The organism is Commensalibacter sp. ESL0382, assembly GCF_009725775.1.
Classification (GTDB): Bacteria; Pseudomonadota; Alphaproteobacteria; order Acetobacterales; family Acetobacteraceae; genus Commensalibacter; species Commensalibacter melissae.
In genome coordinates, this window is the sequence record NZ_WNII01000011.1 from 219411 (window position 1) to 240330 (window position 20920).

Genomic DNA, 20920 nt, shown 5'->3' on the forward strand with positions numbered 1-20920 from the left:
ATACTTTAAAAATAACTCAATATCTATAATTATGATAAAATTAAGTTTATATTTTAAATATTTCCATAAATGAATTTTTAGCCAACAATCATGGCACTGAAAATTGCCTCAGCCACTGAAACTCCATTAACTTTTGCTATACCGCGAAATTTCCAGACATTTGCACGGTTACGTTCTTTTTCCACATGAATATGCAATTGATCCCCTGGAACAACCGGCTTTCTGAATTTCGCGCTATCCACAGTCATAAAATATACAAGTTTACCTTCGAATTCACTTCCGAGTGTTTTTACAACCAAAACCGCTGCCGTCTGAGCCATAGCTTCAATTATTAAAACACCAGGCATAACAGGATGTCCCGGAAAATGCCCAATAAAAAACTGATCATTTACCGTAACATTCTTAATTCCTGTTGCAGAGCTTCCCAATTTTACATCAACTACACGATCAATAAGCAAAAATGGATATCGATGCGGAATAGCCTTCATTATTCCCTCGATATCAATAACAGATATATCGATTTCACTATTTATTGTATCTGATTGAACTGTAGAATTTTCTAGATTTTTATTCACGTTTTCAAACCATTATAAGAACGAAAAAATTAATTATTATTGCAAAACAAGAATGTTCATTCCTTTTCTTTTGAAGACGACTTAACAAGACGCCTTAAAAAAGCAACATTTCTGAAAAACTCTCGAAAAGGCATTGCCGGACTACCAATTACATCGGATTTAGCATCAATATCCGACATTACACCACATTGTGCACCTATTCGGGCATGTTCCCCAATATGGATATGTCCAATCAAACCTGCCTGTGCAGCAATTGTAACGAAATCCTCCAATCGGGTCGAGCCGGATATTCCAGCCTGGGCTACCACAATGCAGCATTTTCCCATTTGGACATTATGTCCGATTTGAACTAGATTATCTATTCTCGATCCCTCACCAATAACCGTATCTCTTACCGATCCCCGATCAATTGTTGAGTTAGAACCAATTTCAACATCATCTTTCAGGATAACTTTACCTATTTGAGGCACACTTAAAAAACCATGTTCACTAATGGCAAAACCAAATCCATCCTGTCCTATCCTAACTCCTGGATATAATGTAATTCTATTCCCCAGAATTGCACAGCTCAAAGAAACATGACTTCCAATTCGACAGTTTTCACCAATTTCCACACCCTGTTCAATAACAGTATGGGACCCAATAATTGAACCCTTTCCAATTTTCACGTTTGCCTTTATCACTACAAATTCTTGGATTTCAACTTTATCATCAATCTGGGCAGTTGAGTCAATACAGGCAGAAGAATGAATACCGGCTTGAACCGAACTTTTAGGATAAAACAAAGATGCTATTCTCGCCCATTCCAAATACGGGTTTTTTGTTACCAATGCATGAGAATGATGGGGTATTTTATCTGCAAAAGCAGGTGAAACAATTATTAATCCGGCTTTTGTTTGAGATAGCAAGTCAATATATCGTTTATTATCAAGAAAACTAACCTCATTTTGCGTGGCTGATTGCAAAGGTGCAATTCCCATTAAATCAAAAGATTTATCTCGACCATTGCATGCTGGAACAAATTTGGCTTCAGAAGTCCCAATAATCTGTTCCAAGGCAATAGGCGCAGACTTTTTAAAAAAACGAGAATCACCAGGACAATTATTAATTGTATTCAGATTCACTTTATAATAACACCTGATTTTATTAATTATTTAGTTGTTTTCTTTGGTTCAACCGCTTTGGTCTGAGGTTTTTGAGGTTCAGGGTTCGCTGTTGTTGGCATTGTTCCACTTTTTGCCAATTCTTCAGGATCGACATTTGCCGCAGGCACAAAAACAGATGGTAGATTTTTATTAAGCTCTTTTAAAACATCATTTGTAATATCGAGCTCATTAACGCTTAATGCGACTTGCTCACGATGTAGTACCAAATTCATATTATGACTGGAAGCCACATTCTGAATGATCTGAATCAATTCACGTTCAATCTGTCCAAAAGAAACTTGTGCCGCCTCTTGAATAATCCTGCTTCGATTGCGAAAATCCTTTTGTGCCTTTAAAACACGTGCCTGTAACTGACGTGCACGCGATTGAATTTGTTCAGAAGTCATTGTTCTAGCTTTTGCCTGAATTTGCTGCTGTTCCGAACGCCAAACTTTTTGTTCTTTTTGAACATCCTGTTGCAGATTGTCCCTACGGGCTTCCAATAATTTTGAGGCTTCAAGATAAGCGGTTGATTGACGCATAACATCCGGAACACTGATTACCCCAATTACAGCCTGTGGTGGTGGATTGGATTTTGCAATAGGGGCTGGTGTCGGAATTGGTGGTAATGGCAAAACAGGCTGATTTTGATTCTGCATGTCGGTTTCATCGGAATCATCCGTGTCAGGAACAGAAGCAACCGGTACAGCTTTACTAACATTAGCAGTGGAATGCTTTACTGTTTTTGGCGTATTGATAACAGGTTTTGTCTGGCTCCCTTTAGGAATGAACCATCCATTATTCTCGTCCGCGGCATGGACAGAATTATTAAATCCAGAAAATGAAGGAATAATCATTAACCCTGTCACCGCCAAAAAAAGCTTTAAATTTTTTGCCATTATAAATCCTTAAAACTGTTGTCCAAAACCAAATCTTAATAGTTGTACCCGGTCACGTCTCTGTTTGACAATAGGTATACCAACATCAACATTCAACATACCGAAAGGACTTTTCCATGAGATACCAGCACCAGTACTTACACGCGGTGTCATTGAATTTCCCCAAATCGGTGTATAACGATCTCCATCAGTCGCTTTATTGGTATAACGGCGTTTGACACGCATTCCTCCCAAAGCACCCATATCCACAAAATAACGACCCATTAAACCCAGATCACGTGAAGCGGGCATGGGAAAATTAACTTGTGCTGAAGCCGTGTACATGAAACGACCTCCCAGGAAATCTTCCTCACCATGGGATTTACCCTCAACCACATGACTGATTGGATGGGTTCTTGGTCCAACTCCACCATCATAGAAACCACGCAGATTGTTACCACCAAGATAAAAGTTATCAATAACGCTTCTATGATTATGTCCTGAAATATCGCTTATATACCCTGCACCACCACTGATACTCAATGTCCAATCACGATTACCGGTAAAATCATCCAGGGGGAAATACTGGGCAGCATCAATTTTACCGCGAACATATTTCGTGTCACCACCGACACCAGCAAAATCACCACCCAGGCGAACCAAGGTTCCACTGTGAGGATTCATTCTTGAATCTCTCGTGTCATAAGTAATCGTCGTACCAATTTGCGACAAGAATGAATAGCCTTTTTGATCAAGAATATAGAAAGATGAGTGGCTCCAAATATCATGAACCCTTCTTTCCATAATCGAATATGTCCATTGCTGTGACAGAACGTTATTAAACGCGTATCCGATACGGAAAGTTGCGCCATACCTGTTTTCGGCATAGTTCTGATAAGTCTGATAATTATTTTCAAGATAGAATATATCAATTCCCGCAACCATATTTTTACCCAGAAAATATGGATCTGTTATCGAAAAATCAGCTTGTCGAGCATAATAGGCCATCGTACCGTTAATTCCCGCATCAACCCCTGTTCCAAGGAAATTACGCTGCCTTAACCCTATATTTCCCAACACACCGGAATCCGTAGAATATCCTCCCCCTAGTGAGAATTCACCTGTTGGTTTTTCCTGAACATTTACAGAAACCATTCGTTTATCAGGAGCGGAACCTTTACTTTTTTCTACTTTGACAGTTTTGAAATATCCCAAATCCTCAACTGATTGCTTTATATATTTCTCGGTTGTATCAGTAAAAGGATCATTTTCAGCTATAGGCAACTCACGACGGATAACCTTATCCTGAGTCACCGTATTACCGTTAATGTCTATCCTCTCAACATAAACCCTCGGCCCTTCCATAACATCAAAAAGCAGATCAACAATCTTTTTTTCCGGGTTACGCGCAATTTCAGGTCTTACCACAGCAAAGGGATGCCCCTGTGACTGCAATGTCTCCTGAATATCTTTAGCTAAGTCATCAATTTCCTTGCCATCATAGATTTGCCCTTTACGTATTGGAATCATCCGTTGAACTTTTTCAGCTGTCACATTTTCAACATTTGAGCGGGCATCAACCTTACCCAGACGATATTGAGGCCCCTCTTCCATTGTATAGGTGATGTAAAAAGATTTATGGTCAGGTGATAATTCACCCGTAGCATTGATCATTTTGAAATCGACATAACCGTTACGTAAATAAAATCTTCGAATCAATTCCGCATCATAACGGACACGTTCCGGATTATACTGATCGGAAGAGGAAAAGAATCGATACCACGCAGCTTCTTTTGAAGAGGTTACCTGACTTAAACGTGCCTCACTGAATGCATGGTTACCAACAAAAGTAAGTTTTTTAATTAAGGTTTTAGGACCCTCATCAATTCTAAAAACAACATCAATACGATTATGAGACAGGTTGATAATTTGTGGCGTAACAGTTACTGAATAACGTCCTTTTGCACCATACATGGCTAAGATACGCTGACGATCAGAAGCAATCAGTGAAGGGGAATAAACAGAACGCGCCCTCAAGGAAGTGTATTTCTGAATATCCGTATCCTTGAGTTTGGAATTACCCTCATAAGCTACACGATTGATAATCGGATTCTCTATAACCTTGATTTGTAACGTACTGCCGGAACGATGCAGACTTATATCTTTGAATAAACCTGTGGCATAAAGTGTTTTTAAAGAACGATCCAATAAATCCTTATTAAATGGATCACCTGGTTGAGCCAGCATATAAGAAAGAACTGTCGGGGTTTCAACTCGATCATTTCCATATACTTCAATTGATTGGATAATGCCGCCCTGTTTCGTTATTTGATTATCAACAGAACGCTTTTTATTACGGGATTTTTTTATAAAACTTCGACGATAATCCGCTTTTTTATGATGAGATGCATAAGAAGTTTTACTTGTTGTTTGAGCATGTAACGATACGCACATAAAAGGAAATATGCATACAGAAGCAAACAACGCCGAACGTTTACCGGACAAATCAGCCACCCTTTATTACCAAAACAAATCCATTCAATTCAATATCACAAGAAATACAACAATTAAATCAAATTTTATTTCTTAAACTAAAGGGGTAACGATTTTTAATCCTTTTTACAAGTTTTTGATTACAGAAATTGAATAGAATTTATTTACTGTGGCTTGTAAACCAGCTTATCAAACCCAATTGTGATATATCGTTATATGTTGAAAATAAAAAAAGCAACAAAATCAATCCGAAACCGATTTGAAATGCCCATGCCTGAATTTTTTTATGCACAGGTTTACGACATACAGCTTCAATAACATAAAATAATAACCGTCCTCCATCCAACATTGGAATCGGAAACAAATTGATAAGACCTAAATTAATGGATAAAACTGCCATCATTAATATTAATTGATCAAAACCTTTTTCTGCAACTTGACCAGAAATCTGGGCTATTTTTATTGGTCCGCCCAGTTCACTCAAGGAACGTTGTCTGGTGACCATCTGCCCCAGTCCAATAACAGTGTCAGCGGTTATATTCCATGTTTCACGGAATGCATACACGACAGAATCTTCGATTGACAATCGATGTTTTTCAACAAAAATTCTGCCCATGACAATCCCCAACTGCCCTACTGATTTATGGTCAATTAATTTTGAACTAATTGTGATCGGCAATGAAACTCCCTTACCTTCTCTCTTCACAATCACCGTTGTCGTCATTCCCGGATGCTTTTTCGCAAATAAAGCCAGGGATTGAGCATCAGGATTTTTATATTTGTCAATTTGAATAATTATATCATGAGGCTTAATACCAGCTTGACTGGCAGCACTATTGGGAACAATATTTTCCACCACTGGTTTAATAAAAGGTTTACCTGAAATTGCGAATACACCGGCAAACAGGATCACGGCTAAAACAAAATTAAAAAAAGGTCCTGCAAAAATAACGATTGAACGATCCAATACAGGTTTTGCATGAAATGTCTTCCCCGGAATCCAATTTGCTTTTTGTTCATCCGTGGTATCTTCCGGATCTTCAAATCCATGCGGTTTTACGTAACCACCCAACGGAATAGGACATAACCGCCATTCGGTTCCAACTTTATCACGCCATTTATATAGCGGTTTGCCAAAACCAATTGAAAATACGTCGACATGAACCCCACGCCAACGTGCAGCCAAATAATGACCAAGTTCATGAATGAATACAAGCACTCCTAATACAAATATGAAAGAGATAATTGTTACTATAAACGCATGCATCCAGTCTTACCCTATATTTCTTAGATTAGTTATTGTAATTGTTCAGCCACTCTTTTGCGCAACGACGAGCTTCCATATCCCAATGCAACACATCTTCTAGTGAATTCGCCGTCGGTGCACCAAGTTTTTGCATGACGGTTTCAACTAGAACCGCTATATGGAGAAAACGAATTTTTTCATGAAGAAATGCATCAACTGCCACTTCATTGGCTGCTGATAGAATAGTTGGCGCACATTTACCAGCTTTCAAGGATTCACGCGCCAATCTTAAAGCTGGAAATCTTGTTTCGTCAGGTGCTTCAAAATCCAACTTTCCTGCCTTGGCAAGATTCAATCGTTCAACATTTGAATACATTCTCTTCGGCCACGCCAGAGTATGAGCAATTGGAATTCTCATATCTGGAGAACCCAGTTGCGCCAAGATACTTCCATCTTCATATTGTACCATACTGTGTACAATGGATTGAGGGTGGATTAAAACATCAATTTTATTCTCGCTTACGGAAAACAACCTGGCCGCCTCAATAATTTCCAACCCTTTATTAAACATTGTTGCTGAATCAATGGTAATCTTGGCACCCATCGTCCATGTCGGATGTTTTAAAGCCTGATCTAGTGAAACATTTTTCATCTCTTCAAGGGAAAATTTTCGAAATGGCCCACCAGAAGCGGTTAGAATGATTTTTTCAATTGCATTATATTGTTTGTCCGCCATTGACTGAAAAACAGCATTGTGCTCGGAATCAACAGGAAGTAATGTCGCGCCAGCCTCTTTCACGGCCTTTAACATCACATCTCCAGCTGAAACCAAGGCCTCTTTGTTAGCCAAGGCGACATAACGACCATTTTTAACGGCGGCCAAAGTTGGTTCCAAACCAATGGCACCAGTAATAGCCGCCATTGTCCAATCAACAGGAATAGCTGCCGCTTCCAAGACAGCCTGACGCCCTCCCATTACCTTTACAGGGAAAGAATTCAGCAATTCTTTCAATTCTGGTAAAAATTGATCTTCTGCAATAACAGCATATTCAGCATTAAGCCTAATTGCCTGTTCAGCAAGTCTTTTATAATTCTTGCCCCCAATCAAGGCAACCGTTTTGAACGCCTGGGGATCTTGCAACAAGAGATCAACTGTCGAACACCCAATACTTCCTGTACAACCCAATATTGAAACCGTCTTCATTTCCTGAAAATCCTCTTCATGTCCAAAACCAGAATGCTCCCTTAATTATTTAAACAAATATAAAGGTATATTAGGTTTTATATTAAATATTAATTGATTATTAGCTAGCGATCCACCATTCCATTTGACACCCTCTATTTCAGATGGCAGGAAGAAAGTAAGAAGAGCAACCAAAATTGATACTGTCAACAAAGCATCGCAACGATCCAGAACCCCCCCATGTCCCGGAATGATTTTGCCTGAATCTTTAACACCTAAAATACGTTTAAGTTTACTTTCAAGCAAATCACCAATTTGCGCCATAATACCGATAAGAACACTCAAGACACATCCGATAAGATAGGAATGTTCAATTCCTTGATTCAAATATCCAATGATACAGGCACCGACGCAGCCAGCACCAATCAATCCACCTATAGCCCCTGACCAGGTTTTGCCAGGAGAGACAGAAGGAATAAGTTTGGGACCACCAACAAGTTTTCCAACAAGATAGGCACAACTGTCACTTGCAATAACAACCGAAACAATCCAGATGACCATCCAGGTTTGAAAGCCTGTCATAAACCGTAGCCATAATAAAGATAAACCAGCGCCACCGATAATCACTGATCCCAACCATAATTGCGGTCCAAAGATAAAGGCAAACCCCAATATGATATAAAGTGATTGTGTCCACATCCCTTCAAGGGCGGCGCAATAGGCTAAAACGGGCCAAAATAAAAACAGACATCCTTTAAAATTTTTATAACTTATTTTAAAAAGATTTTCCCATTCATATACCATTACGATACTTATAATGGAAATCATACCGATGTAATACCATTCACCCCATACGATACAAATCAAAGCAACAGGAACAATAATCACTGCAGAAACAATTCGTACAGGCAAATCCTGCCAGGAAGCTTGCTGATTACTATTCACTATCTTCTAATCCCGGTCTGACACCAAAACGTCGTTCCCGACGAATATAAATATCTATAACCCTATCAAAATCCTTTTTGTCAAAATCTGGCCAAAGCGTATCAATGAAAATTAATTCAGCATAAGCGGCCTGCCATAAAAGAAAATTCGATAATCTGCTTTCACCACTTGTTCGTAAAATAAGATCTGGATCTGGTATATCTGCCGTAAAAAGATATGATGCAAATAAATCTTCTGTTATGTCCCGTGAATCAAGCAACTTGTCAACCCGATCCTGACAAATTCTCTTAACTGCCTGAATAACCTCTCCTCTCCCTCCGTAGGAAAGAGCCAAAGTCAGGACAAGCGCATCATTATTCTTTGTCAAATATTCCACTGCATGCAAATCGTTTTGAAGATTTTGGTCAAAACGTGTAATATCACCAATTATACGAATACGAATATTCTGCTTATGAAGCTTTTTAACTTCACTTTTAAGGTAAAATTTCAAAAGGCCGGTTAAATCTGATACTTCCTCTGGAGTTCTTTGCCAATTTTCAGAAGAAAACGCATAAAGAGTCAACCATCTTATCTTTTTTTCAATAGCAAATTCTATACTTCGCTTAACCGCCTGTGCACCTGCACGATGTCCGGCAATTCTCGGCAATCCTCTTGCAGCCGCCCAACGACTGTTGCCATCCATAATGATCGCAACATGTTGGGGTATTTCACAATCATCCATAGTTGATGATATTTTGACATTATCATGAACAGTAGGTAAAACCATTAATTATCAACCTGATGTTTATGATCTATACCTGTTTAATGTCACGTTCTTTTTCAGCAAAAACCTCATCAATTTTATTGACATACTGATCTGTTATTTTCTGAATTTCATCAGACCAATCTTTTACATCATCTTGGCTGATTTCACCTTTTTTTTCAGCAGCTTTGGTTTTGTCCATTCCATCACGACGAACACCCCTCACCGCAATTTTTGCATTTTCAGCATACCGGCTTGCAGCCTTAACCATTTCATTACGTCGCTCTTCGGTTAACTGTGGAATAGGCACTCTAATTAATTGCCCGTCAGGAATAGGATTCAATCCCAACCCACTTTCCCTTATCGCCTTGTCTACAGCGGATGCTAGCGTCTTGTCCCATACTTGAACAGATAACATTCGTGATTCTGGCGCTGTAATGGAAGCGACCTGAGTAATTGGTGTAATGCTTCCATAAGCATCAACGCGAATAGGCTCCAGCAAGGCCGGAGTTGCACGTCCCGAACGCAACCCTGCCAGATCATGCTTAAAAGATTCAATAGCGCTCTGCATACGTCGTGTCAGATCCTGCTTTAAACTATTAATATCATCAACCACATCAACACCTTTTAAAATTATTAAGATTATTTAATTTATCTTTTACTTATGATTTGAAGAAGAAGCAACCACTCTGGTACAAACACCATTACCCAACAACACATTTTCAAAATTGCCCTCTTTGTGTACATTAAACACTATCATTGGCAACTTATTATCCTGAGCCAGACTGAAAGCCGTCGCATCCATGATATTTAATTCCTTGATGAGAGCCTCAGAATAGGTGATTGTATCATATCTTTTGGCATCAGGATTGTTCTTGGGGTCGCTATCATAGACACCGTCAACCTGTGTCCCTTTCAGCATAATATCACATCCCATCTCAATGGCTCGCAACGCTGCAGCTGTATCCGTAGTAAAATAGGGATTTCCCGTACCCGCCGCAAAAATAACCACCCGTCCCTGTTTTATATGTGAAATGGCCTTGTTTCTTACATAATTTTCTGCAATCTGAGGAATATCAATCGCCGACATGATACAGCTTTCAATATGATGCTGTTCCAAAACATTATGCAAAACAATTGCGTTAATCACTGTAGCCAGCATTCCAGCATAATCACCATGAACACGATCTATTCCCTTGGAGGCTGCAGTCATGCCACGAAAAATATTGCCACCACCGATTACCAAACAAACTTCCACACCAGACTTAACAACATTGGCGATATCGCTTACAATAGCGTTTGCAACTTTGGGATCGATACCATAACTACCTTCACCCAGTAAAGCCTCACCTGAAATTTTCAATAAAACTCGTTTAGGAACAATTTTTTCTGAAGAAACCATTATAAATTCACATTGTAAATAAAGTTTTTTTAAGTGGTTAAAGATATTATATCAGCCATTAAAATTTTGAAAGAATGAAAATAAATTTTAATTGATTAACAAACAATGCTTATCCTATGAAAGATCAAGCCCTATGGCTTTTAATCGATTATTTTCACTATCCCAATTCTTTCTTTCCTTAACTGTTAAAAAAACGTGACATGGCCGTTCCAATAAACGAGAAAGTTCTTTTCGGGCCCGTTCACCGATCATTCGTATTTTTTGTCCTTGATGCCCAATTATAATCGCTTTGTGATTGGGTTTAGAGACATATATTACCAAATCAACCCGTATTGAATGATCAGATTTTTCTTTGAAACTTTCTGTTTCAACGGTTATTGCATAAGGAATTTCTTCATGAGTCTTCATAAAAATTTGTTCACGCACCAACTCGGCAGCAAGCAACCGGTCTGGCAAATTGGTCAAATCATCATCTGGATATAGCCATGGCCCTTCAGGAACCTCTTTTGCCAGTGCTTCCATTAAATCATTTACACCATTCCCCTTTTTCGCACTCACCATAAAACTACGTTCTATTGAAAGTAAACTATTAACCTGATCTGCAAGAGGCAACAGTTTCTGGGGGATAATTTTATCAATTTTATTTAATACCAGCCAAATACGGCGGCTAGTTTCCTTCAATTTTTGAATTATAAGGTTAATCTCTTCATTTAATCCATTATGTGCATCCAGAATAAAAAGGGTTATATCTGAATCCACCGCACCGGTCCAGGCATTTGAAACCATCAATTCGTCCAGACGTCTCTTAGGCTTAAATATACCTGGTGTATCGACCAAAAGAATTTGAGATTGCTGATGCATAACAATTCCCAATATCCTCATTCTTGTTGTTTGTGCCTTGGGGCTGACAATTGACAATTTCGCCCCTACCATTTGATTTAACAAAGTTGATTTACCAGCATTTGGCGCGCCTATTAATGCAACAAAACCGCAACGCATCACTTATTACCCTGTCTCTTGATTTTATTAACCTTATTTAGTTTGCCCAGCAAATCCTTGGCTGCCGCACTCTGTGCACTTCTTTTGCTTCCCCCTTTACCTTGTCCCTCCATATTTTGTGCCTTGACGTTTATAATAAATACAGGCGTATGGGACGGACCCTCCTGGGAAACCAATTCATATACTGGTAAAGGCAATCCTCTTGTCAACAGCCATTCTTGCAATGCTGTTTTTGAATCTTTGGGAGGCAGCGCCTGCGCTTTCATAATATCAACCCATAATTTACGGACGAATTTTCTGACAGGTTCAAGTCCTCCATCAAGATACATCGCCCCCAAAATAGCCTCTACAGCATCAGCCAGAACACTTTCGGTATAATTGACCCCGGCTTTTTCTTCATGTGACGCAACATGAATACTGTTATGAATTTCAAGTTTTGATGCTATTTTTGCCAAAACTGTTTTGGACACAAGATTGGCATGACGAGGTCCAAGATCACCTTCCTGCTCATCCGGAAAACGTTCCAATAACCATTCCGCCATCACCAATCCTAAAACACGGTCACCAATAAACTCCAACCGTTCATTTGACCGGGCTCTTTTCTTTTTTTTATGTGCATATTTTTGTTCATACACTGCGGAACGATGGGTTAAAGCCTTTCGGAACAATGACTTTTTTACAAATTCATATCCCAGTTTATTTTCAAGTTCTTTTTCAGAAGAATTCAGGGAGTTAATAGTTATTTTTGTCATTTTACCGCTTTAAACAATCTATCCCAACGTATTTCAACTGGCCAATACCAAAATTGCCAAACTGGATGCTGACTATCATAAGAATAAAAAATAAACTGCACTTTCCCGATTAAGTGATCAATTGGGACATATCCAAGATAATCTGGCGAATTAGGATCTGTGAATCGACTGTCCGCACTATGTTCACGATTATCACCCATAGCGAAAAAATGTCCCTGAGGCACCTTGTAGATAACAGTATTATTTACGTTTAATTCCCCATTCCATAAATAGGGAGATTGTTCATATTCATCAAAATCTTTTTGCAGAATATCGTGTTTAACAATTTTACTATTGGCTGGTAGGAATTCAGTAAATCGATGATCCACTTCAACAGGAACAGAAGAATTCTCTTTATAGTGATATTCTCCTCTAAATTGACGTTCAACGGCCTTGCCATTTACGTATAAAACACTATTTTTTACCTGAACAGTGTCTCCCGGCAAACCGATAATTCTTTTTACGTAGTAATCGTAGGGAGGCTTAGTACTTCTGAAAACAGCTACATCTCCTCTTTTCGGAGCTTTATACCATAGCCTGCCTTTAAGATCCGGATGATAGAAAGGTAAGGAATAGCGAGAATACCCATAACTGTATTTACTAACAAAAATATAATCCCCAACCAGAAGGGTCGGGATCATTGAACCAGATGGGATATTGCAGGGCTCGAATAGTAAAATGCGTATAACAAGAATAATAAGACCACCCCAAAAGATAGTAGAAATCAATTCCTTGATCTGATGCCATATTGAATCATGTTTTTCATTATTTCCTGTATCTTTTACAGGTTTATTTATCTTATCCTGATTATTTTCCATATAAACAATCTATCTTGTTAAATTCCTAATAGGTGCCCGATTTAGATGCGGTATTTCAAAGTTTCACGATCACTGTTTATTTACGGTATTCATTGGAAGCATTTCAATAATAACTTGCGCAAATGCATAAGGATATTCATCACTCATGGTCAGTAAAATATTCGTTTTTTTATTTTTATCAATTAATTTTTGTAAAGATCTGAAAGCGCCATTATATAATCTTAATGTTGGTTTACCTTTTTCGTTATTGACAATTTCAATATCCTTGTAAAAAACCTCTTCTGTAAATCCCGTACCCAATGCCTTGGCACAGGCCTCCTTTGCTGCCCACCGCTTGGCATAAGTTCCAGACTTAAGTTTGTCTGATCGCGTTTCAGCCTTTTTTATCTCTTTATCAGTAAATATACGATGAAGAAAACGTTCCTTATGGTGTGTAATGACTTTTTCGATACGACGAATGTCACATAAATCTGACCCAATACCAATAATCACTTTATTTCTCCATTAATCATGAACATGATCGTTCAACATGAACAATCCCCTTGACCATTTGCAAACCATTGATAACCTGATTTAAATGTGTAAGGTCTTTAACTTCCACATCCAACAGAATTTCGATGAAATCCATATGTCGGTTAACAATTTTCAAATTTATCAAAGAGCCATCATACTGAACAATACGATTGGCAATAGTTGCCAGAATGACGTTGTCGTTTTCCGCCACAATTTTAATACGCGCTGTATAATTTTTCTGTCTATTCACCTGGTTTAATATATCATAGTCCCAATCCAAACTCATAAAACGTTCTGGGGTAGCAGAAAAACTGTTTAATGTTGAACATTCCTTGCGATGAATAGTGATCCCCTTGCCTGTTGCAACAATACCAACAATGGCATCATCGGGAATTGGATGACAGCAACCCGCAAAATGAACCACAATTCCCTTATCCATACCTTTCAATGGGGAAGAGAATTTATGATCGTCTTTATTTTTATTTTGGCTAATACGACCTTTATCACTTAACCCGGGCACAAAACGAGGGGCACGTTTAATAGGTTTTAATTCTGGGTAAGCAACATATACTATATCTTTGGCAGAAATATTATCGCTACCCACCGCTATATATAATTCATCAAGAGAGGTTTGTTTAAAATTCTTTAGAACAGTTTCAAGAATTTTTTGTGATCCATCAACACCTTCCTGCCGAAAAGCCTTAGCCAACGCAACGCGTCCAGCTTCCATTTTCAATTCTTTTTGTTGATTACTTACAAAATGACGAATTCGAGCTCTGGCTTTTCCAGTAACTACAAATCTTTCCCAGGATGGAGAAGGATTACCTTCCCGTGCAGTCATAATTTCCACTTGATCACCATTTTTTAATTTTTGGCGCAAGGGGATAAGTCGTCCATTCACTTTTGCACCAACACAACGATCCCCAACCTGACTATGAACCGCATAGGCAAAGTCGACAGGTGTCGCTCCTCTTGGTAGCTGGATCAATTCCCCTTTCGGTGTGAAACAAAAAACGAGATCCTGATATAATTCCAGCTTCGTATTTTCCAAAAATTCATCTGGGGCTGTTGAATCTTCAAGAATTTCAAGAAGATCCTGAACCCAGCGTAATTTTTTCATCTTGGCAGCAATGCCAATAACCTGGTCATTATTTTTACTGTTTTTGTTAATAATCGGCAACTGCTTATATATCCAATGAGACGCAACACCATTTTCAGCAATATCATGCATCTCTCTTGTACGGATTTGAATTTCAATTTTCTGATTGCGGGGAAAACGCAAGGTTACCCCCGTATGAATACTCTGATAACCATTGGCCTTGGGCGCTGAAATATAGTCTTTAAAACGTCCGGCTACAACAGGGTAATGACTATGCACTATTCCAAGGGCTGTATAACAATCCTCTTTGGTTTCAACCACAATTCGAAACGCCATTATGTCGGAAAGCTGTTCAAAGGTAACCTGCCTTCGCTGCATTTTTTCCCAAATAGAGTAACAAGATTTTTCCCTTCCCGTTACCTCGACCTGCTTCAACCCACCCTTTTGGCAGATTGCCTTAAGCTCGGCACAGACTTCCTCAATAATATCTGCACCCTGTCCACGCAAGAAATTTAAACGCGCTTTAATAGAAGCATCTGCCTCAGGTTCCAAAACAGAAAATGCAATATTTTGCAATTCCCTTTTCACATTATCCATTCCGATACGTTCAGCCAATGGCGCGTAAATATCCATTGTTTCACGAGCAATACGCTGCCTACGATCCAGTCTTTGAACATAGTGTAAAGTACGCATGTTATGCAGACGATCAGCAAGCTTGACAATCAATACACGTATATCCTTGGACATCGCCAAGACAAGTTTACGAAAATTTTCAGCTTGTTTTGTCTTATCAGATTGTAATTCAAGCCTTGTCAGTTTGGTAACGCCATCCACCAAATCTGCAACAACCTTGCTGAATTCCTTTTCTATAAATTCTCGGGTAATTTCTGTATCTTCTATCGTATCATGCAAAAGACCTGTTACGATAGAGGCAATGTCAACTTTCATATGAGCCAAAATATTTGCCACAGCCAAAGGATGTGTAATATATGGAGCCCCATTGTCACGATACTGTTTCTCGTGTGCTTGAACAGAAATTCTAAAAGCTTTCTCTACACAAGCAACATTCGCCTCCGGCTCATATTTCCGAATACGATCAATTAGTCCAGCGCAATCAATTTGATTGCTTTCACTCAAGGCTATGGGAAAGCTGATATTTTCCACTTATAATCCAAAAATTAAATGACACTCTTATTTAATTTTATAGATTATAAAACTGAAAAATAAAATTAAATTATTCCTCTTTATTTTCAGAAGCCATACGACGACGATCCAATTCATGCATGATCTGATTAATGTTCTCAAAGGAATTTGTCGGTTTGGCCTGTTCTTCCTCGATTGAAACATCTTGAAGGCCAAAGATATTTTTTTCCGCCGGGATCAGATCTGCAACCTCTTCCTCCACTGGTTCAGGTTCAGGAGCACGAGTCAGGGTACGGATAATATCATTTTTAATTGTTGCAAGATCAATTTTTTCATCTGCAATTTCTCTTAGGGCAACCACTGGATTTTTATCATTGTCACGATCTATAGTTAACGCCTCACCTCTTGAAATGTTGCGTGCTCGTTGTGAAGCATAAAGCACCAATTCAAAACGATTAGGAATTTTTTCAACACAATCTTCTACAGTAACGCGTGCCATTCAAATTAATCTCCAGATTCAAAAGGATTTAACCAATATCATATTTTTATCAAGAAATCAAATGTAAGGTTCAATACCCTGATCAGGTGGTAGTTCTGATATTAATTCATCAAGTGATTTCTTGCTTTCGGGATGAACCCAATTTGGCAATACATCTCTTAAGGGATATAAAACAAAAGCCCTTAAATGTGCCCGGGGATGCGGCACGATCAATCGTGATGAATCTTTGATGATTTTGTCATGATATGCGATTATATCGAGGTCAAGCGGGCGAGATTCATTTATCTTTTGACGTATTCTACCTGCTTTGTCCTCCAAATCATTTAAAATTGACAGTAAATCTTCGCATGGAATTTGACTATCAAATAATATGACACCATTTATATATAAAGGTTGAGATGACGGCGGAATTGGTGTAGTTTGGTACATTGGAGAAACGATCATGGAGGTATCATTAAGTTTTTTACCCAAATAATAAAATGCTTTTTGACACATTTCATAAGGGTTGTCTCCCCATGCTCCTGGAAGGTTGCTTCCGATTGAAATAATAATCATAGTTTTGTAATAATTACCTAAATAATAAATTTACATCACAAGGATACAAAATATCTCGCCTTTTAATGTAAAATTGATATAACCTATAAAATGTTGATATAACTGATAAAACAAATTATGTATAACGATTTTTATTCTTATTTAACTCCTGCTTTCAAAAATTTTAAGGTGCTTATAAATGTTTCTTAAAAATAATGAAAAGGTCTGCTTATTTATCGATGGAGCAAACCTTTATTCCGCATCACGTAATCTGAATTTTGATGTCGATTACAGAAATTTACTCAATTTTTTTAAAAAACAATGTAACGTCATTCGTGCCTATTATTATTCTGCTGTTCTGGATACAGAAGAATATTCTCCATTAAAACCCCTGACTGACTGGTTGGCCTATAATGGGTTTCTTCTGGTTACCAAGAATGCCCGTGAATTTACAGACCAAAATGGTCGGCGAAGGGTAAAAGGAAGCATGGATATTGAATTGGCTGTCGATATGATGGAAATTGCTCCAAAAATTGATCATGCCATATTATTCAGTGGTGATGCCGATTTACGACGCCTTGTTGAATCCGTTCAACGACAGGGGGTACGTGTTTCTGTCGTATCTTCTATCAAAACCAACCCACCCATGATTGGTGATGAATTAAGAAGACAAGCCGATCAATTTATTGAATTAACAAGCATTGCACCCGAGTTCACTCGACGGCCAAATGAAGCCCAACAATAACTATACATAATCTTTATATCCAATTTTATTACAGTCTATTTTTTCAAAAAATATTTGATTTCATGATAAATTTAACACCTGACATAAATTGTAGCATTTGTCCTCGTCTTAAAAATTTTAGAGAAGAAAATAAAGAAAAATTTCCCACAGGCTGGAATGCACCTGTTCCAACCTGGGGGAATATTGATTCAGAATTACTTGTTGTTGGTCTAGCTCCGGGATTAAAAGGGGCAAACTTGACCGGGCGTCCTTTCACGGGAGATTATGCAGGCATTTTACTCTACAATACTCTTATCAAATACAAATTTGCCTCTGGAACCTATCAGGCTGATCCCAATGATGGTTTGACCCTGATCAATTGTAAAATCTTGAATGCCGTTCGTTGCGTGCCACCTCAAAATAAACCAACAACGCAAGAGGAAAAAAACTGTCGCCCTTATTTGAAATCAGCAATTGAAAATATGATGAATTTAAAAATTATTTTGGCATTGGGTGTAATTGCACATAAAAATATTTTGTCATGTTTTAACATTTCGAATTCTAAAGTGAAATTCAAGCATGGACAATATATTCAACTAAATGAAAAAATATCGCTGGTCGACAGCTATCATGTATCAAAATACAATACAAGTACCAGATTATTAACAACGGAAATGTTTGAAAATTTGATAGAATCTATTCACGTCAAACTTGATTAGGGTTACTTTCTCTTTTTTAAAAAAAATTGAAAAATAATTATCAAGATCATTATTACAACTAATAATCCATAAACAAATAACGGGAATATTCCAAGAGCCATCTCTACTGTCATAACTTAAATTCTACAGTTTTTACAAGTTATAATATTTTCTAAATAAAATAACCCATTTCAATTAAAATAAAAAATTTTGTTTCTAAAAATTGCAATAGATTTTGCTGATATTTTTATCTACTCATTTTATTTAAAATATTCAAATATACTCTTTAATTTTATTAAATAAATACCTTTATTAAAAGAAAACAAATATAACTAAATTAAAACTACAAACAACCTTTATAAAACAAAACACAAATCTTATACTTACACTATAATAGGAAATACTATGCCTTCTAAAATAAATGTAAGAGATATCCCCGTACAAAACATTAATTGTGGAAATATCATTTTTTATCTTGATCAACTATGGAAGGTCATAAAAATAAGATATTCCTTTAAAAATTCATGCATCAATTTTCATGCCATAAGACAAATCAATAATACAGACACAACATCTCTTGAAAATATAGACAAGGATATTATCCAATTGCAAAGAGTTCCCGAGGCTTCCATCACAATTGTTGAAAATACCTAACTTATTACTTATCAGCCATCTGAATTCTTTTTTATATATAAATGTTTCATTATTATTATAATTATTATTTATATATAAAAAATTTAAATTCCTCTATAATGATGTCAAGACTATTGCTTTTATATTATTTCTGATAATAATAATTATTATCATTAAGCGTTACAAATCATATTATGCATCAAAAAACTTTATTCTTGATAAAATCCATTCATCGCTGGATAGGGATGGCAGGTGGATGGTTTCTTTTTATAATTATTATTTCAGGCAGCCTAACCTTATTTGATAGTGAAATCAATCAATGGATGCGGCCAGAACTTGCACGGGTCAAACCGGCCCCCCTTTCCTCCAAGGCACTGGATAATGCCTACAAAATTTGGACATATAGCCAAAATATGCCCAAAAATTTAATTAAACTTCCCTCTTCTCGCGATCCCTATCTATATGTTTCCTATTTAAAGGGCAATATAAAACGCAATATTGTTCTTGACCCTCATGAAGGGAATATTATTCCAGTCCGAAATACAGCAGGCGCTTCATTTATCGTTTCCATTCATAAAAAACTATATATGAATCCTAGATATGGACAATTTATTTTACTTATTGTCGCTTTTTTCTTTATTCTTTCAATCATTACTGGTGTGATTTTACATTATAAACCCTTTATCAAAATGCTTTTTAACCTTCAGGTCAAGGCTGCCCCCCTTCGACAACAACTTAATTATCATACGTCCATTGGAGTAATTTTCTTGCCATTTCTTTTTATAATAGCATTAAGCGGTTTTTTATTCATCATTCCTCATTATCTACCTTCTCCTCATCCTCAATCAAAACCTGAAAATATATATAAAGACAATCTGAACACATTATCTAAACAAAATTTACTCAATTTAGTTAATGAAACTGAACGTTATTTTAATAATCCCGCAGGATTCATTTTTTTTACTCCTAAAGAAATAAAAATAAGTGAAGCGAACAATAGTCATCTAACCAGCTTTAAAAATCTAGTCGGCTTTGATAAAACTACAGGAAAATTAACATCACATTCTTCCTTATCCCCCATGTTTGGTTATCCTGAAAAAGTTATTTTTGGCATTCATATGGCCAGGGCAGGTGGAGCCATATTCAGAACTATCAATTTTATATTAGGATTGGGCAGTGCGTTTTGTGTAGCTTTTGGTCTTTTATATTATTCTAATCGCCATAAAAATAAACTTTTTACAAACAAAATAACCTATATTGGATATAAAACCATTGAAGGAATTAATACTAGCGTCATTATGGGAACTCTTATAGGATTCATATCCCTTTTATGGATTAATCGATTTATTCCCTTTGATTTTCCAAACAGAATCCATAATGAAATTTTTTTATTTTTCACAATATGTCTTCTTGTCTGCATTTACGGTTTTTTATCAGCATATTTTAACTATACAAATAATGCCTTAAAAAAATTAATGACAATATTCAGCTATCTCTGTCTACTTCTTCCTATTGTGGATCTGTTATTCAATAATACCCTGATAAAAGCCTCGTTGCTGAATGGAAATTTCCTTTTTATAAAAATGGATGGCACAGTTTTTATTTTAGGTATTGTTTCATTATTGTTTCGCTCATATTTAAATAAAAAATCTTATCTATCATGATCATACTTATTATAACGTTAAATATTCTTGGCATATTCGTTTTTGCTGGCAGTTTGAAGAAATTTCAAGATAAACTACCAAACCAGTATTCAAACGAACAAATAAAATATTATTGTAAAATTATCAGTGTGTTGCTTATATTTTGCAGCTTTATACTTTGTCATTTATGTTGGAGGAAGATAGGCTGGATAATTGG

General features: G+C 37.1%; 21 protein-coding genes. 4 read left to right on the forward strand and 17 right to left on the reverse strand.

The window, feature by feature from the left end; all coding sequences use genetic code 11:
• Window positions 1-77: 77 nt before the first annotated feature.
• From fabZ to folK, 17 genes are all read right to left on the reverse strand, one after another.
• On the reverse strand, window positions 78-533 hold the full coding sequence (fabZ, locus tag GM552_RS05280) for a 3-hydroxyacyl-ACP dehydratase FabZ (protein WP_347400847.1): 456 nt from the start codon (window positions 531-533) through the stop codon (window positions 78-80).
• A gap of 98 nt (window positions 534-631) precedes the next feature.
• Complete coding sequence (lpxD, locus tag GM552_RS05285; protein WP_370533595.1) at window positions 632-1699, reverse strand: UDP-3-O-(3-hydroxymyristoyl)glucosamine N-acyltransferase; 1068 nt, start codon at window positions 1697-1699, stop codon at window positions 632-634.
• Between the two features lie 26 nt (window positions 1700-1725).
• Window positions 1726-2577, reverse strand: coding sequence for an OmpH family outer membrane protein (locus GM552_RS05290; protein WP_122124277.1), 852 nt, complete (start codon window positions 2575-2577; stop codon window positions 1726-1728).
• 51 nt (window positions 2578-2628) lie between these two features.
• Window positions 2629-5052 carry an outer membrane protein assembly factor BamA gene (gene bamA, locus GM552_RS05295; protein ID WP_155565941.1) on the reverse strand — a complete coding sequence of 808 codons (2424 nt, stop codon included), beginning with the start codon at window positions 5050-5052 and terminating at the stop codon, window positions 2629-2631.
• 199 nt (window positions 5053-5251) lie between these two features.
• Entirely contained in the window at window positions 5252-6358 is a 1107-nt protein-coding gene (gene rseP, locus GM552_RS05300; RefSeq protein WP_155565582.1) for an RIP metalloprotease RseP, read from the reverse strand.
• 25 nt (window positions 6359-6383) lie between these two features.
• On the reverse strand, window positions 6384-7541 hold the full coding sequence (gene dxr / locus GM552_RS05305; protein WP_155565583.1) for a 1-deoxy-D-xylulose-5-phosphate reductoisomerase: 1158 nt from the start codon (window positions 7539-7541) through the stop codon (window positions 6384-6386).
• A 45-nt stretch (window positions 7542-7586) separates the two neighbouring features.
• On the reverse strand, window positions 7587-8465 hold the full coding sequence (locus GM552_RS05310; protein ID WP_155565584.1) for a phosphatidate cytidylyltransferase: 879 nt from the start codon (window positions 8463-8465) through the stop codon (window positions 7587-7589).
• Window positions 8458-9231 carry an isoprenyl transferase gene (locus GM552_RS05315; protein WP_155565585.1) on the reverse strand — a complete coding sequence of 258 codons (774 nt, stop codon included), beginning with the start codon at window positions 9229-9231 and terminating at the stop codon, window positions 8458-8460. The genes GM552_RS05310 and GM552_RS05315 overlap by 8 nt, the downstream gene beginning before the upstream one ends.
• A 25-nt stretch (window positions 9232-9256) precedes the next feature.
• Window positions 9257-9778 carry a ribosome recycling factor gene (frr, locus tag GM552_RS05320; RefSeq protein ID WP_155565942.1) on the reverse strand — a complete coding sequence of 174 codons (522 nt, stop codon included), beginning with the start codon at window positions 9776-9778 and terminating at the stop codon, window positions 9257-9259.
• A gap of 87 nt (window positions 9779-9865) precedes the next feature.
• The gene (gene pyrH, locus GM552_RS05325) at window positions 9866-10609 is read right to left on the reverse strand and encodes a UMP kinase (RefSeq protein WP_110438157.1); all 744 of its coding nucleotides are present in this window, start codon (window positions 10607-10609) and stop codon (window positions 9866-9868) included.
• A gap of 114 nt (window positions 10610-10723) precedes the next feature.
• Window positions 10724-11608: a GTPase Era gene (gene era / locus GM552_RS05330; protein WP_155565586.1), complete on the reverse strand. Its 885-nt coding sequence runs from the start codon at window positions 11606-11608 to the stop codon at window positions 10724-10726.
• On the reverse strand, window positions 11608-12360 hold the full coding sequence (gene rnc / locus GM552_RS05335; protein WP_155565587.1) for a ribonuclease III: 753 nt from the start codon (window positions 12358-12360) through the stop codon (window positions 11608-11610). Before rnc ends, era begins: the two co-directional genes overlap by 1 nt.
• Window positions 12357-13217, reverse strand: a complete 861-nt coding sequence (gene lepB / locus GM552_RS05340) for a signal peptidase I (protein ID WP_155565588.1) — start codon at window positions 13215-13217, stop codon at window positions 12357-12359. Before lepB ends, rnc begins: the two co-directional genes overlap by 4 nt.
• A gap of 69 nt (window positions 13218-13286) precedes the next feature.
• The gene (gene acpS / locus GM552_RS05345) at window positions 13287-13709 is read right to left on the reverse strand and encodes a holo-ACP synthase (protein ID WP_370533596.1); all 423 of its coding nucleotides are present in this window, start codon (window positions 13707-13709) and stop codon (window positions 13287-13289) included.
• 16 nt (window positions 13710-13725) lie between these two features.
• Window positions 13726-15993, reverse strand: coding sequence for a bifunctional (p)ppGpp synthetase/guanosine-3',5'-bis(diphosphate) 3'-pyrophosphohydrolase (locus tag GM552_RS05350; protein WP_110438162.1), 2268 nt, complete (start codon window positions 15991-15993; stop codon window positions 13726-13728).
• A gap of 70 nt (window positions 15994-16063) precedes the next feature.
• Window positions 16064-16471 carry a DNA-directed RNA polymerase subunit omega gene (gene rpoZ / locus GM552_RS05355; RefSeq protein WP_110438163.1) on the reverse strand — a complete coding sequence of 136 codons (408 nt, stop codon included), beginning with the start codon at window positions 16469-16471 and terminating at the stop codon, window positions 16064-16066.
• A gap of 57 nt (window positions 16472-16528) precedes the next feature.
• Window positions 16529-17026, reverse strand: a complete 498-nt coding sequence (folK, locus tag GM552_RS05360; protein ID WP_155565589.1) for a 2-amino-4-hydroxy-6-hydroxymethyldihydropteridine diphosphokinase — start codon at window positions 17024-17026, stop codon at window positions 16529-16531.
• Window positions 17027-17204: 178 nt separating this feature from the next.
• Between folK and GM552_RS05365 the strand changes: the two genes are divergently transcribed.
• The 4 genes from GM552_RS05365 to GM552_RS05380 all read left to right on the forward strand — a co-directional run bounded on the left by GM552_RS05365 (window position 17205) and on the right by GM552_RS05380 (window position 20724).
• Window positions 17205-17750: an NYN domain-containing protein gene (locus GM552_RS05365; RefSeq protein ID WP_110438165.1), complete on the forward strand. Its 546-nt coding sequence runs from the start codon at window positions 17205-17207 to the stop codon at window positions 17748-17750.
• A 62-nt stretch (window positions 17751-17812) separates the two neighbouring features.
• Window positions 17813-18448 (forward strand): uracil-DNA glycosylase, encoded by a 636-nt coding sequence (locus tag GM552_RS05370; protein WP_155565590.1) that lies wholly within the window; start codon window positions 17813-17815, stop codon window positions 18446-18448.
• Between the two features lie 384 nt (window positions 18449-18832).
• Entirely contained in the window at window positions 18833-19081 is a 249-nt protein-coding gene (locus GM552_RS05375; protein WP_155565591.1) for a hypothetical protein, read from the forward strand.
• Between the two features lie 173 nt (window positions 19082-19254).
• Window positions 19255-20724 carry a PepSY domain-containing protein gene (locus GM552_RS05380; RefSeq protein WP_155565592.1) on the forward strand — a complete coding sequence of 490 codons (1470 nt, stop codon included), beginning with the start codon at window positions 19255-19257 and terminating at the stop codon, window positions 20722-20724.
• Window positions 20725-20920 lie beyond the last annotated feature (196 nt).

Bases quoted from the DNA above. Each gene is read 5' to 3' on its own strand.
- GM552_RS05290 (WP_122124277.1), bottom strand. From the start codon at position 2,577: ATGATTATTCCTTCATTTTCTGGATTTAATAATTCTGTCCATGCCGCG.
- bamA (WP_155565941.1), bottom strand. From the start codon at position 5,052: ATGTGCGTATCGTTACATGCTCAAACAACAAGTAAAACTTCTTATGCA.
- rseP (WP_155565582.1), bottom strand. From the start codon at position 6,358: ATGCATGCGTTTATAGTAACAATTATCTCTTTCATATTTGTATTAGGA.
- dxr (WP_155565583.1), bottom strand. From the start codon at position 7,541: ATGAAGACGGTTTCAATATTGGGTTGTACAGGAAGTATTGGGTGTTCG.
- GM552_RS05315 (WP_155565585.1), bottom strand. From the start codon at position 9,231: ATGGTTTTACCTACTGTTCATGATAATGTCAAAATATCATCAACTATG.
- frr (WP_155565942.1), bottom strand. From the start codon at position 9,778: ATGCAGAGCGCTATTGAATCTTTTAAGCATGATCTGGCAGGGTTGCGT.
- pyrH (WP_110438157.1), bottom strand. From the start codon at position 10,609: ATGGTTTCTTCAGAAAAAATTGTTCCTAAACGAGTTTTATTGAAAATT.
- era (WP_155565586.1), bottom strand. From the start codon at position 11,608: ATGCGTTGCGGTTTTGTTGCATTAATAGGCGCGCCAAATGCTGGTAAA.
- rnc (WP_155565587.1), bottom strand. From the start codon at position 12,360: ATGACAAAAATAACTATTAACTCCCTGAATTCTTCTGAAAAAGAACTT.
- lepB (WP_155565588.1), bottom strand. From the start codon at position 13,217: ATGGAAAATAATCAGGATAAGATAAATAAACCTGTAAAAGATACAGGA.
- rpoZ (WP_110438163.1), bottom strand. From the start codon at position 16,471: ATGGCACGCGTTACTGTAGAAGATTGTGTTGAAAAAATTCCTAATCGT.
- folK (WP_155565589.1), bottom strand. From the start codon at position 17,026: ATGATTATTATTTCAATCGGAAGCAACCTTCCAGGAGCATGGGGAGAC.
- GM552_RS05365 (WP_110438165.1), top strand. From the start codon at position 17,205: ATGTTTCTTAAAAATAATGAAAAGGTCTGCTTATTTATCGATGGAGCA.
- GM552_RS05370 (WP_155565590.1), top strand. From the start codon at position 17,813: ATGATAAATTTAACACCTGACATAAATTGTAGCATTTGTCCTCGTCTT.
- GM552_RS05375 (WP_155565591.1), top strand. From the start codon at position 18,833: ATGCCTTCTAAAATAAATGTAAGAGATATCCCCGTACAAAACATTAAT.
- GM552_RS05380 (WP_155565592.1), top strand. From the start codon at position 19,255: ATGCATCAAAAAACTTTATTCTTGATAAAATCCATTCATCGCTGGATA.